At 69.4% G+C, this 13,659-nt stretch carries 11 protein-coding genes; 1 reads left to right on the plus strand and 10 read right to left on the minus strand.

Annotated features, from left to right (window positions below; all coding sequences use genetic code 11):
• The 4 genes from JWQ05_RS04715 to JWQ05_RS04730 form a co-directional block, all read right to left on the minus strand.
• A partial coding sequence (locus tag JWQ05_RS04715) for a SulP family inorganic anion transporter (RefSeq protein WP_299655256.1) occupies positions 1-1,427 on the minus strand: 1,427 nt, incomplete at its 3' end.
• 285 nt (positions 1,428-1,712) lie between these two features.
• Entirely contained in the window at positions 1,713-3,419 is a 1,707-nt protein-coding gene (locus JWQ05_RS04720) for a response regulator (protein ID WP_299655284.1), read from the minus strand.
• A gap of 50 nt (positions 3,420-3,469) precedes the next feature.
• A complete protein-coding gene (locus tag JWQ05_RS04725; RefSeq protein WP_299655259.1) occupies positions 3,470-3,934 on the minus strand; it encodes a response regulator in 465 nt (154 codons plus the stop codon).
• Positions 3,935-3,937: 3 nt separating this feature from the next.
• Positions 3,938-6,289 carry an ATP-binding protein gene (locus JWQ05_RS04730; RefSeq protein ID WP_299655261.1) on the minus strand — a complete coding sequence of 784 codons (2,352 nt, stop codon included), beginning with the start codon at positions 6,287-6,289 and terminating at the stop codon, positions 3,938-3,940.
• A gap of 287 nt (positions 6,290-6,576) precedes the next feature.
• Here JWQ05_RS04730 and JWQ05_RS04735 point away from each other — a divergent pair, with 287 nt between their 5' ends.
• Positions 6,577-7,803 (plus strand): acyl-CoA dehydrogenase family protein, encoded by a 1,227-nt coding sequence (locus JWQ05_RS04735; RefSeq protein WP_299655264.1) that lies wholly within the window; start codon positions 6,577-6,579, stop codon positions 7,801-7,803.
• A gap of 54 nt (positions 7,804-7,857) precedes the next feature.
• Here the strand turns inward: JWQ05_RS04735 and JWQ05_RS04740 are convergent, their stop codons facing one another.
• The 6 genes from JWQ05_RS04740 to chlG form a co-directional block, all read right to left on the minus strand.
• A complete protein-coding gene (locus JWQ05_RS04740; RefSeq protein WP_299655267.1) occupies positions 7,858-9,375 on the minus strand; it encodes a cytochrome c in 1,518 nt (505 codons plus the stop codon).
• Positions 9,376-9,484: 109 nt separating this feature from the next.
• Positions 9,485-9,781, minus strand: coding sequence for a hypothetical protein (locus tag JWQ05_RS04745; RefSeq protein WP_299655270.1), 297 nt, complete (start codon positions 9,779-9,781; stop codon positions 9,485-9,487).
• Positions 9,782-9,784: 3 nt separating this feature from the next.
• Entirely contained in the window at positions 9,785-10,279 is a 495-nt protein-coding gene (locus tag JWQ05_RS04750) for a TspO/MBR family protein (protein WP_299655273.1), read from the minus strand.
• Positions 10,276-11,472: a geranylgeranyl diphosphate reductase gene (locus JWQ05_RS04755; protein WP_299655276.1), complete on the minus strand. Its 1,197-nt coding sequence runs from the start codon at positions 11,470-11,472 to the stop codon at positions 10,276-10,278. Before JWQ05_RS04755 ends, JWQ05_RS04750 begins: the two co-directional genes overlap by 4 nt.
• A gap of 22 nt (positions 11,473-11,494) precedes the next feature.
• A complete protein-coding gene (locus JWQ05_RS04760; protein WP_299655279.1) occupies positions 11,495-12,835 on the minus strand; it encodes a BCD family MFS transporter in 1,341 nt (446 codons plus the stop codon).
• Positions 12,835-13,659, minus strand: an 825-nt coding sequence (gene chlG / locus JWQ05_RS04765) for a chlorophyll synthase ChlG (protein WP_299655281.1), incomplete at its 5' end; no start/stop codon positions are given. The genes chlG and JWQ05_RS04760, both read right to left, overlap by 1 nt.

The raw sequence follows: 13,659 nt of genomic DNA on the forward strand, positions 1-13,659 counted from the left end.
CTGACCATGGTCGCGCTCGCAGCGTTCAGCCCTATCAACTCCACCCGTGCTCCCCGCGCGCGCAGACGGCCCGCGACGCGCTCCAGGGCGCCGACGGCGGAGACGTCCCAGAGATGGGCGTTGGTGACGTCGATCCGCACCAGAGCGGCCGGAGGTGCGGTGTCGATCGCGTCCGAGACCGCATCGGCCGAGGCGAAGAAGATCTGCCCGACGACGGTGTCGGTGCGGACCGTCCGGTCGTCGCTGAAGGTCGAGGTCACGCTCACCAGCCTGGAGACCTTGAAGGCGAAGAAGAGGCCGCTCAGCACCACGCCGACACCGACGCCGAGCGCCAGGTTGTGGGTGGCGACGACGACGCCGACCGTCGCGAGCATCACGGTGGAGGAGAGTTTCGGGTAGCGCACCACGTCGCGTAGGGACGACCACGAGAACGTCGCGATCGAGACCGTGATCATCACGGCGACCAGCGCCGCCATGGGGATCTGCGCCACCCAGGGCTTCAGCACGACCATGAGCAGCAGCAGGAAGAGGCCCGAGCAGGCGGTCGACAGCCGGCCACGGCCCCCATACTTCACGTTTGATACCGTCTGGCCGATCATCGCGCAGCCGCCGATGCCGCCGAACAGGCCCGCCGCCACGTTGGCGATGCCGAGGCCGCTGGTCTCGCGGTTCTTGTTCGACGGCGTGCCCGTCATCTCGTCGACGACGCTCGCGGTCATCAGCGATTCCAGGATGCCCACGAAAGCGATGGCGAAGGCGTAGGGCGCGATGATCCGCAAGGTCTCCAGGGTCAGCGGCACCGCCGGCAGGGCGAAGACCGGCAGAGCGGAGGGCAATTCGCCGAGGTCGCCGACCCGCCGGAGATCCAGGCCGAAGGCGATGCTGACGAGGGTGAGGACGAGGATCGCCACCAGGGGCGACGGCACCGCCGTCGAGATCCGGGGCAGGCCGTAGATGATGGCGACCCCCAGCGCGACGAGGGCGTAGACCGGCCAGCCGACGCCGATCAGTTCGGGAAGCTGGGCGGCGAAGATCAGGATCGCCAGCGCGTTGAGGAAGCCCGCCACCACGGACCGCGAGACGAAGCGCATCAGGATGCCGAACCGGCAGAGCCCGCACACCACCTGGATCAGGCCGGCGAGGATTGTGGCGGCGAGGAGATAGGCCAGCCCGTGGTCACGAACCAAGCTTCCGACGACGAGAGCGATCGAGCCGGCGGCGGCGGAAATCATCGCGGTGCGTCCGCCGGTGAAGGCGATGACGAGGGCGATGACGAAGGACGCATAGAGCCCGACCTGCGGTGGCACACCCGCCACGTAGGAGAAGGCGATCACCTCCGGGATCAGCGCGAAGGTCGAGACGAGGCCGGCCAGGGCGTCGCGGAGGAGGGCGCGCCCACGGGACGCGGGAGCTGGAACGGACGTCATGGAATCCTCGGGCGGCGCCACGGTGCGAGCCGGATCCGTCGTCACCGAGAGCCGTCCGCCGGTCCTCGGCGACGATCGGCAGAGACGGGATACAGGCCGTCCGGGCCACCGAATTCGCGCGGCGGGGCCGGCACAGGGTCGGGCGGGTGGCGTGCGCCGGAGGCAATAGGCCATCGCGGGCAGACCGGCCAGGGCCGCCCGAACATGGCACCCTGTGCGATCACGCGCGTCATCCCACGAGGCGGCCCACCTGAGACAAGAGGGTGTTGCGGGGTGACAGGCCCCTCAAAGCCGGCCGGCGCGCCTCGCGACAAGGCGCAAGTTTCCGGACGTGGGCGGGTTTGCCAGAACCGCCGCGACCTTGCGCTGAAGTTCACCGTCGCGGAACGGCTTCTGCACGATCCGCTCCGGGCCGACCTCGCCCGCCTGCATCAGCGCGGCGGTGTCGGCATAGCCCGTCGCGAACATCACCGGCAGGTGCGACCAGCGACGCCGGATCGCACAGGCGACCTCGGCGCCGTTCATGCCCGGCATCGCGAAATCGAGCAGGACGAGATCGACGCACGGATCGACCTCCAGGGATTGCAGGGCGGCGAGGCCGGAGCCGGCCTCGCGGACGGCGTAGCCGAGGTCCGAGAGGATCGTGGTCGTGACCTCCCGCACGGCGCTGTCGTCGTCCACCACGAGCAGGACCGGCCGGTCGTCGGGTCCGCGCCGCGCCGCGCAATCGATGACCGGCGAGACGATCTCGATGGGTCGCGGCACGGCCTCCGCGCGGGGCAGATAGACCCGCACGGAGGTGCCTTCGCCGACCCGGGTATCGATGCTGACCCCACCCCCCGATTGCTTCACGAACCCGTAGACCTGGGCGAGGCCGAGGCCGGACCCCTTGTCGACCGGCTTGGTGGTGAAGAACGGCTCGAACACGCGTGCCAGGACATCGGGCGCGATGCCGGTTCCCGTGTCGCTCACCGCCACCATCACGTAGGCGCCGGGGCTCGGCTCCTCGGGCCGGGCCGGTGGCTGCGCGAGGCTGACATTGGCGGTCTCGATGGTGAGGCACCCGCCCACCGCCATGGCATCGCGGGCATTGATCGCGAGGTTCAGGATCACGAGCTCGATCTGCGTCGCATCCACCAGGGCCGACCACAGGTCCGGCTGCAGCGTCATCTCGATGCGCACGGCACCGCCGATGGAGCTTTGCAGCAGGTCGCGCATGGAGGCGACGGTGTGGTTCAGCTCCACCGGGGTCGGCTCAAGCCGCTGGCGCCGCGAGAAGGCGAGAAGCTGCGCGGTGAGCCGTGCGCCCCGATCGGCCGCGCCACGCATCATCTCCAGGCGTCGCTTCGAGCGGTCGTCGCTCACCGCGCGCCCCAGGAACTCGATGTTGCCGGAGATCACCGTGAGGAGATTGTTGAAGTCATGCGCGACGCCGCTGGTGAGCTGGCCCACCGCTTCCAGGCGCTGGGACTGGCGCAGGGCCTCCTCGACGCGTTCCCGCTCGCCGATCTGGCGATGGAGTTCCGCATTGGCGGTGGCCAGTTCGCGCGTCCGCGCCTCGACCCGGACCTCGAGGGTCTCGTTGAGGTCGCGCAGATCGAGCAGGGCGCGCTCGCGCTCGGTCCGGGCCTTCGCCTCGGCGAGTGCCCGCATGATGGTGCGCGGCAGGCGATCGAGCCGCTGCTTGGTGACGTAGTCGGTGGCGCCCCGCTTCAGGGCCTCCACCGCGACGTCCTCGCCGAGGGTTCCCGAGACGAACACGAACGGGATCTCGGGGCATTGCGCGCGGGCGATGCGCAGCGCGCTGAGACCATCGAAGGTCGGCAGGACGTAATCCGCCAGGATGAGGTGATGCTTACGATCGCCCGCCGCGCGGGTGAAATCCGCCTGCGTCATCACCCGGTCCAGGCTGTAGGGATGCCCGAGGTCATCGAGCACAGCGCCGAGCAGCTCCGTATCGAGGTCGCTGTCCTCCAGGAGGAGGATCTGCAGCGGATCCGATCCGAACCCTTCATGCGCGCCGGAATCCGGCTCGCCGTCCCTCAGATGTTCGATGGCCAGCCTCCCCCACGGTGCGGCGGCGGCTCGTTCAGCACCGCCCAGAACACACCGAGGTCCTGGATCGCCTCGAAGAATTCCGTGAAGCCGACGGGCTTCACCACGAACGCGTTCACCCCGAGGTCGTAGGACCGTACGAGGTCGGTTTCCTCTCGCGACGAGGTCAGCATCACCACGGGAATCGCCCGCGTGCGGATGTCGCCCTTCACCTTGGCGAGCACCTCCAGCCCATCGACCTTCGGCAGCTTGAGGTCGAGGAGCACCACGGCGGGATCACGCGAATCGCGGCCCTCGTAGCCGCCGCGCCGGTAGAGAAAGTCGAGGGCCTCCGCGCCGTCGCGGCAGATGACGATCTCATTGGCGAGCTGACTCTTCTCCAGGGCGGCGAGCGTCAGCTCGATGTCGTTCGGATTGTCCTCCACGAGGAGGATCGGCTTCAGGTCCGGCATCGTTCAGCGCACCTCCTTCGGCGTGGAGAGGGACTGCGATCGCCACACGGTCTTCGGGTTCGCCACCGCGCGCGGCGGCGGCAGCGTGAAGTAGAAGGTCGCGCCCTCGCCGAGGGCGCCCTCGGCCCAGGTCCGTCCACCGTGGCGCTCGACGATGCGCCGGACATTCGCAAGGCCGATGCCGGTGCCCTCGAATTCCTCGACCCGGTGCAGGCGCTGGAACACGCCGAAGAGCTTGCCGACATAGGCCATGTCGAAGCCGACGCCGTTGTCGCGCACGTAGAAGACCGGTTGGTCCCCGGCATCGCCCTCGGGGAGCGTCTGCGTCGCACCCGGATCGAGGCGGCCGACTTCGATCCGGGCCTCGTCGCGCTTGCGGGTGTATTTGACCGCGTTCGAGAACAGGTTCTCGATCACGAGCCGCAGCATCACCGGATCGGCATTGACCTCACCGAGCGGCCCGATCGTCCAGTGGATGACGCGCTCAGGGCCGACGTCGCGCATGGTGGAGCGCCGGACCTCTTCCACCATGGGGTTCAGGGCGCCCAGGATCGGATTGAGGGAATTGCGACCCATCTGCGAGAACCGCAGCAGATTGTCGACGAGGGTGCCCGCCGAGAACGCGGCCTCGATGATGGTATCGATGTAGTGGCGTCCCTTCTCCGAGAGACGCGCGCCCTCGCGCGAGCGCAGCAATTCCGAATAGCCGACAATGTGCCGGAAAGGCGCGCGCAGGTCGTGGCTGACCGAGTAGGAGAAGGCCTCCAGCTCCTTGTTGGAGCGCTGGAGCTCCTCGCTCAGGGACGCCAGCTCCTCCGCCCGCCGCAGCACGATGCCGAGCACCGAGGCGCGCAGTTCCTTCACGGCCTCCGTCTCGGCGGACGACCAGGGCAGAGCCCGGCCCTGCAGTGTCTCCTTCCAGATCTCGAAGGATTTTCGCGGATGCAGCCGGTCGGGGCCGCCCGCCGGGTCGGGGGTCGCCGCCTTGGTCGGGTCGCCGCCCCATTTCACCGTGCGGATGACCTCTGGCCTGAACCAGAGCACGTAGCTCGCGTATTTCTGCGAGATCGAGATCGCCAAGAGGCCGCTCGCCCGGTCCGGAAAGCTTCGCGCCGGCGGGTAGACGTCGCCGAGCGCGTCGGTGGCGAAAATGTCCGCGCCGCCGGGACCGCTGGAGAGCCACTGGTAGATCGCCCGGACCTCGGCCTCGGCCGGGGTCGCGCCGAGCAGCCGGCAACGCTCGGCGGTAATCACCGCGGCGCCGGAGGCTCCCGCGAGCGCCAGCACATCGTCCGTATGCTTCAGGAGACCGTCGAGGAAGTTCTCCTCCTCGGCCATGTAGCCGAGGAGCCGGGCCTGGATCGCGCTCAAGCCCAGACGCTGCTCGGCCTCGGCCCCGCGCTCCTTGGCGGCGAGTTGGAGCGCGAAGATCCGGGTGAGGAAGTCGCAGGCGTTGCGGGCCTGGAGGGGCACGCGGCGTGGCTCGCGGTTGTGGCACGAGATCAGGCCCCAGAGCGCCCCGTCGACGAGGATCGAGACCGACATCGACGCCATGGTGCCCATGTTGCGCATGTATTCGACGTGCACCGGCGAAACGCTGCGCAGGATCGACTGGCTGAGATCGAGGGGCTCGTCGCCACCGAACTCCGGCCCCCGCAGGATCGGAACGGGGATGTAGGCCGCGTCCGGAATGATGCGCAGGCGGTTGCGCCGGTAGAGCTCGCGGGCCTGGGCCGGGATGTCGGTGGCCGGAAAGCGCAGGTCGAGATAGGAGGGAAGGACGCCGTTGCCGTCTTCGGCCACCACGGTGCCGTGCCAGTCGCGATCGAAGCGGTAGACGAGCGTCCGGTCGAAATCCGTGACGTGGCGGATATCGATGGCGAGGAGCTGGCACAGCTCCTCCACCGAACCCGCCTCGTGCAGGCCTTCGACGAAGCGGCTGAGGCGAGGGTAGAGCGCGTCGAGGCTGTGCTCGGACGCGGATCGGCTGGCGACGGCCTCGAATTCAAGAACGACGAGGTCGCCCGAGCGATGCACCGCGAGGTCGTAGGCCTGCGATCCGTCGATGGTGGCGAGGGTCACGGTGCGCAGGTACTGGGCCCCGTCGCGCTCGGAGATCGCCTGAGCCGCGACCCGTTCGTGAAGATCGGGAAAGAGCTCGGCCACATCCTGGCCGAGGGGCGTCGTCATGGACGAGCCGATCAGACGTGGTGCGTTGGCGCTCGCCTGGACGATGCGCCGATCGGCCAACCGGTAGGCGACGAGGAATCCGTGCGGTTGCAGCGTGCCGAGGCGATGGATCGGTTCCCGGTCGCAGGCGGTCAGTTCGGGCGCGGGCGACGCGGTCGCGCTCAAGATGCGGTCGAGTTCAAGAACGTCCGCTCCCCGGCGCGCGGACAACCCGGATGACCTGTCCCGTTTCGGGCCTACGCGGAACATGCCCGACGCGCAACGGCGACCGAACTGTCTTGAACCGGACAGACCGCGCGGGATCGTCGCGTCGGTTCGCACCGCCGACTTCGCGCTCCACACTGCGACCGACGCGCAAGGCCGCTCTTCGACTTCGGCTGCCGGCGCCCTAGGTTTTCGACGTCATAACAGCGGTCCGCAGCCATATGCGGTCGGACAGACAGGGGGGATGCATGTCGAAGCCCGAACGCGTGGACCCGCGCCCGCCCGAACTCCTCGCGCCCTGGCACACGGCGGAACGGGCGGCGCTCCAGGCGGAGGCCCGGGCCTTCGCCCACGAGGTTGTGATGCCTCTGGCCGACAGCCTCGATCCGCAGAAGTCCGAGATGCCCCGGTCGCTCATCGACCAGATGGCCGCCAAGGGCTGGTTCGGCATCACGATTCCCGCCGAGCACGGCGGGCTCGGCCTCGGGGTCTTCGAATACTGTCTCGTCTCCGAGGAACTGGCGCGGGCCTGGCTGTCGGTCGGCAGCATTCTGGCACGCGGGCAGGGGCTGGGCACGCAGACGCTCGATCCCGAGCGGCGGCACGGTCTCCTCCAAAAATCGGCGCGGGGTCGGTGGATCGGCAGCATCGCCCTGTCCGAGCCGACGGCGGGCTCGGACTTGGCCGGCGTGCAGACGCGCGCCGTGCGCGAGGGCGACACCTGGGTGCTCACCGGCACCAAGCGCTGGGCGGGCTTCGCAAAGGCCGCCGACTTCATCGAGGTCCTGGCCCGCACCCGAGACCCAGAGCCGGGCGAGCCGCGCTCGGCCGGGCTCGAGCCGTTCCTCGTGCTCAAAGAGCCCGGCAGCTTTCCGCCGGGCATGACAGGCCGAGTGATCGACAAGATCGGCTATCACGGCTTCCTGACCTTCGAACTCGACCTCGACGGCGTCCGTGTGCCCGAGAGCGATCGCCTCACGGGACTCTATGGCGATCAGGGGGCGGACGCGGATGCGGGCGGCTTCGCCTCGGTACAGCGGGGGCTGAACATCGCGCGGGTGCATACGGCGGCCCGGGCCGTCGGCGTGGCGCGGGCGGCCCTGGAAGACACCCAGGTCTACCTGCAGGAGCGCGAGCAGTTCGGCCATCCGATCGGCGACTTCCAGGCCCTGCGCTTCGCGCTCGCCGACATGGCGGCCGACGTTGCGCAGGCGCGTGCCTTCTGGAACCAGGTCGCCCACCTCCTCGACGCCGGCGAGCCGGCGGAGAGCGAATCGGCCATGGTCAAGCTGGTCGCCACCGAGCTGGCGGTGCGCGTCACCAACCAGGCGATGCAGCTTCACGGCGGCAACGGCTACACCACCGAGCGCCGGGTGGAGCGCTATTGGCGCGACGCGCGGCTGACGACGATCTTCGAGGGCACCAGTGAGATCCAGCGCCGGATCATCAGCGACCGGATGCTTCCCAGAGCGTGACCGGATCGCGCAGTGACCCAGGCGACGTCGTGAAACGCCCGGGTCTGGGGGCCGTCACGGCGTCGGGGCGGCTCCGCCCGTCGAGGCCCGGACTTCCGGGTTCCTCAACTGGCTGTAGACGATGCTCGAAAAGCTTCCGATCACCGCATGCCAGCCGGCCTTGTCGTAGCTCGGGTCGCCACGCCCCGCCTGACAGAAGGCGGTGGTCAGGCCATTGACGAGGTCGTCCCCCTTTGCGCCGGGCAGCGCAGCCTTGATCGGGGGCAGGAGGGTGTTGATCGCGGTGATGAAGTTTTCCTGCGAGAGACCCTTCAGACGCTGCGCGGCCCCGGACTCGGCAATCGCCTTGGCGACATCCGGCTGGGCGATCTCCGCGCAGGGCGCGGAGCCCGCCAGCATCGTCTCGGTGGCGGCGCGCGCGGTGGCGACCACGCCGCGTTCGGAGATCACCGGGGCGGCGTTGCCCCAGGCGTTGCGCACGTAGTCCGTCACGTCGGCGACCTCTTGGTCGGTCATCCCGGCGCCGATGGCGGGCATGGGGGCGAGGCCGTTCTGCGCACTGAGCCCCCCGAGGATGACCCGGATCACCGTCTCGGGGCCCTTCGCCTGCACGGAGGAGTTGCCGGCCAGCGCCGGAATCGCACCCTCGACACCCTTGCCGTCCGGCTTATGGCAGGAGGAGCAGTAGCTGAGATAGGTTCCGGCACCGGGGGCCCCAGCGGCGTTGAAGGCCTGGAGATCCTTGACCTTGTAGCTCTCCTTGGCCTTCTGCGTGCGCAGATAGGCGACCATCGCCTTCAGGTCGGCATCGGTCATCTTCGAGAGCGATTCCTCGATGGTCTGGCGCATCGGCCCGGCGGCGACCCCGGGCAGGTTACCGGGCGCAGCGCCGGTCTTCAGGTAGGTCACCACCTGTTCGTCGCTCCAGGCGCCGATCCCGGTATGATCGTCCGGGGTGATGTTGGGGGCGTACCAGCCGTCGATGACGCCGCCGCCGAGCTTACCCGCCAGCCCGCTGTTGCCCACGATCTTGTTGGCGTTGTGACACATGCCGCAATGGCCGAGCCCCTCCACGAGGTAGCCGCCGCGATTGACCTCGGCGCTCGCCTGCGGGTCCGGCGTGAACGCGCCCGCGGTGAAGAAGGCGGTGCGCCAAGTGATGAGCGCGGTGCGAATGTTGAAGGGGAAGGGGATCTCGGAATCCTTGCGGGGCTCGTGCACCGCCGGCAGGGATTTCAGGTAGGCGAAGATCGCATCGGAATCGTCGCGTGTGACCTTGGTGTACCAGGCGAAGGGAAAGGCCGGATACAGGTAGGAGCCGTCCTTCGTGATGCCCTCGTGGAAGGCGCGGTAGAAGTCGTCGGCGCTCCAGGTGCCGAGGCCGGTCTCGTTGTCCGGCGTCAGGTTGGGTGTCCGGATCTTCCCGATCGGCGTGTTGAGCACGTAGTTTCCGGCGAAGGGCTTGCCGCCCGGAGCCGTGTGGCAGGCGACGCAATCGCCCGCCGTGGCGAGATACTCACCGCGCTTGATCAGGTCCGCGTCCTGAGCGCAGGCGAACCCGGCCGAAAGCACGCTCCCCGCCAATCCGAGGGCGAGCCCGACTTGCAGGCGACAAACGTCACGGCGAAGAGCGTCACGGCGATGTCTCATGGCACTCTCCGGCTCGGGAATCGGGACTTCGTCAGGTGTGGGAGTCGAGGCGGACGGATGCGTTCGTCGTGCCACCGCCGAGGCGCAGCACCATCTCGGTGCCGTGCGCCAGTCCCGACACGGCGAGGCACCCGGCGATCGCGGTCCAATGCGCACCTGTCATCGCCGCACGCAGGGCCAACATCAGCGCGGCGCCGGAGGTCAGGTTGCACAGGAACGGAAGCGGCCATCCGGAGCGTCGGCGCCAGAGGATCAGCCCCAGGGCCTCGAGCGCGACGAGGAGCAGGAGCGCGTCGACGATGTGTCCACTGGCAAACAGCGCGTCCATCGCTCAGGCGCTCCGAAACGGACCATTGAGGCGGACGATCGCGCGGTTCAGGAAGGCGGCGACCCCGACCCAACCGAGATAGGGCAGCAGCAGGAGCGCGGCCACACCGGAGACCCGCGCGGTGACGAGGACCAGCGCCGCGATCGACAGCCACAGGAACACAACTTCGACGAGCGCCCAATCCGGCCGGCGCAGGCGGAAGAACAGCCCGCTCCAGGCGATGTTGAGGACCGCGTTCACCGCGTAGGCGACGACGAGGATCGTGCGGGACGCAAAACTCCCGTCGGCGTTCCAGGCCAGGACCGCCGAGATCGCCGTCAGGGTGAAGATCGTGGTCCAGACCGGGCCGAAGGCCCAGTCCGGCGGCTTCCAGCTCGGGCGCTGCAAGGCCTGATACCAGGGCCCGGTGGTGGTCAGGAGGCCACCGGCCAGCGCTACCAGGATCGCCGCGATGGCCGCCACCAGGGTCGGGCCCCAATCGCCGGTCATCGCGCTCATGGCGAGACCCAACGGAAGAGGTGGGCGAGATCCTTGAAGAAGATTCGGGCATGGGCGGCGGGTTTGGCCCGGACCAGTTCCTTGTTCATGTAGGAATCCCAGGTGAGTTGCTGCACGTCGCGGTCGCGACAGATCGAGACGAAGCGCTCGCGCAGGGCGTCGTTGCGATACCAGACCGCCTGCATGATGCGCAGGATCAGGAAGACCCGGCCGTGCAGCTTCATGAAGCGGCGGCGGGCGAGGCCGAGCGCCTTGGCCTTGCCGGTGACGAGAAACGCTTCCGCCGCCTCGCCCGCCAGGCGGCCGCCCAGCATCGCGTAGTAGATACCCTCGCCGGAGGCGGGCGCGACGATTCCGGCGGCGTCGCCGGTGAGGAGTACGTCGCGGCCGTTGTCCCAGCGGCGCAGGGGCTTGAGGGGGAGGGGAGCCCCCTCGCGACGCACGGTTTCGCCCGCCTCCAGGCCGGTCGAGGCCCGCAAGGTCCGAATGGCGCCGCGCAGCGAGAAGCCCTTGCGGGCACTGCCGGTGCCGATGCTCACCGTGTCGCCGTGGGGGAAGACCCAGGCGTAGAAGTCCGGCGAGAGCTTGCCCTGGTAATAGACATCGCACCGGGTCGCCTCGACGTCATGGGGGCCCGTCTCCGGCAGCCGGACGATCTCGTGATAGGCAAAGACCTGCTTCATGGCGGCGTGGCCCGGGATCTCGGCCCGGCCGACGCTGGAACTCGCCCCGTCGGCGCCGATGACGAGGCGGGCGCGCGCCGCCCGGGGAAAGCCGTCGGCGAGGTAGTGCACCGTGGCGCCCTCATCGGCGCGCTCGATGTGCCGGAAGGTGGCCGCGCGCAAGGTCGCCCCCGCCGCCACGGCGCGCTCGCGCAGCCAGGGATCGAAATCGGCCCGGTCGACCATGCCGACGAAGCCGTCTCCGATGGGCATGTCCACCCGCTTGTCCTTGGGCGAGACCATCCGGGCCGAGCGGATGCGGGCCACGAGCAGATGGTCCGGAATCGCAAAATCGCGGATCAGGCGCGGCGGGATCGCGCCGCCGCAGGGCTTGATCCGGCCGGGCTTGTCGAGGAGCAGGACGCGCCGTCCGGCACGTGCCAGATCGGTGGCCGCGGTGGCGCCCGCCGGGCCGCCGCCCACGACTACGACGTCGTAGGTCTCGAGGTCGGTCTCCCTGACGGCGGTCATCCCTTCACCTCGTGACATGATGTTACCTCGCGGAGAGCGTTGCCTCGAAGGCGGATGCGGCACGCCGCGCGCGCGGCCCTTGCGTTGCCGGAGCGTGAGCGATGCGGAGTGCCAGGGCGGCGGCGAAGACGAACAGCACGGCCTCCCCGGCGAACACGCTGGCATAGGCATCGACGGCGCGGGGTGTGAGGAGGCGTGCGCCATCGACCGCGACCGTGCCGAGGAAACCGCCGGCCCCGAAGGCAAGGCCCTGCGCGGCCCCCCAGACGCCCATGCGGGTGCCGCGCTCGGCCTCGCCGCCGGCCCCGGCCAGCGCCATCATCGAGCCGATGGCGGCCACCGCGAAGATGCCGTTGAAGAGCCCCAGGACGAAGACCGGAACGCGCAAGGGGAAGTCCGCCCCCATGAGGCCGCCGCCTGCGATCCCGAGGAGCGCCAGGGCCGAGCCGGCGCAGCCGAGCGTCGTCCACATCTTCAGGGAGCCGAGGACGGGGCCGCCGATGCCCATGGTCAGGCCGGCGACCGTCAGCATGCCGGCCAGCACGCCGCCGTGCTGGAGACCCGCGAGCTTGGTGGTGGTGCCCGGCGACATCGCGAAGACGAGACCCGCGAAGGGCTCGAGGATGAGTTCCTGCGCGCTGTAGGCGAACATGGCCACGAAGATGAAGATCGTGAACCGGCGCGACTCGGGCTCCGCCCAAACCCGCGCCAGCACCTGCGCGAAGGGACGCTTGGGTGCCTCGGATTCCGCCCGCTCGACACGCGAAGGCTCGACGCCGCGCACGGCGAGGAGCGCGACCACGAAGGCGATGAGCGACACGGTGCCGGAGACGGCCATCAGCCGAGCGCCGGAGAACGGATCCAGGAAGTGTCCAGCCAGCGGCGCCGTGATCGCAAAGCCCGCGATCATCATCACCCAGACGATGGTTGCGGCGGCACCCCGGCGGCGAGCCTCGACACCGGTGGCGAGAAGCACGAGGAGCGACGTGCCGGCAGCGCCAGCCCCCATCCCCACGGTGAGGAACGACAGCACGGCGAGGGCGAGACCGGCCGCCTGGTGCGTCTCGGCGAGCGCCGTAGCGACGGCCGCCCCGAAGCCGCCGAGCGCCAGGGCCGCCATGCCGCCGACGATCCAGGGGGTACGCCGGCCGGTCCGGTCGGAGCCGTAGCCCCAGCGCGGGCGCAGAACCTGCACAGCATAATGCAGGGCAACGAGGCCGCCGGGCACGACCGCGGGAAGCGCCAGTTCCACCACCATCACGCGGTTGATGGTCGAGGTCATGAGAACCACGACCGAACCGAGTGCCGTCTGCACGAGGCCGAGCCGGACGATCGCCGCCCAGCCGAAGGGAAGGGCCGCCATCACGGGGCTCCCATCGCCAGCGGCCGCAGGGCGAAGGCCGCCACCAGCATGCCGAGGACGTAGAGCGTGGTGCCGGTGCCGTTGTACCAGGCCGCCCGCTCGCGGGGCTGGGCCAGCAATCGGCTCATCAGGATGAACTGCCCGAGGAGGAGGGCACCGATGATGGCGGCGTGCCAGGGCCGCTGCCAGACGAACAGAACGAGGATGACGGCGACCTGGGGCAGGGCCATGACCAGGCAGGCGAGGCGCGCCGCGTTGAGGGTGCCGAGTTGCACCGGCAAGGAGCGAATGCCCATGCGCGCGTCGCCCTCGACCGACTTGAAGTCGTTCAGGGTCATGATGCCGTGCGCGCCGATGGAATAAAGGAGCGCCACGAAGAGGACGCGCCCATCAGGAACGGACGCGGCCATCACGGCTGCCCCCGTGAACCAGGGAAGGCCCTCGTAGCAGAGAGCCACTGCAGAATTGCCCCACCAGCCGTTGCGCTTCAGGCGCAGGGGCGGGGCGCTGTAGATCCAGGCGAGGACGAGACCGAATAGGGCGGCGCCGAGGATCCAGGGCCCCAGGGCGGCGGCGACCAGCAGGGACAGGACGGTCCATCCCGCAGCGACGTAGAGGCCCCAGCGCCCAGGCATCCGCCCGGACGGGATCGGCCGATGCGGCTCGTTGATCGCATCCACATGACGGTCGTACCAGTCGTTGACCGCCTGTGAGGTGGCGCAGACCAGGGGGCCGGCCAGGATCACGCCGGCGGCGATCACCGGCCATTGCCCGCTCGGCGACGATCCGGACGAGACCACGCCGCATGTGAAGGCCCACATCGG

It is taken from the genome of Methylobacterium sp. (genome assembly GCF_028290105.1).
Classification (GTDB): Bacteria; Pseudomonadota; Alphaproteobacteria; order Rhizobiales; family Beijerinckiaceae; genus Methylobacterium.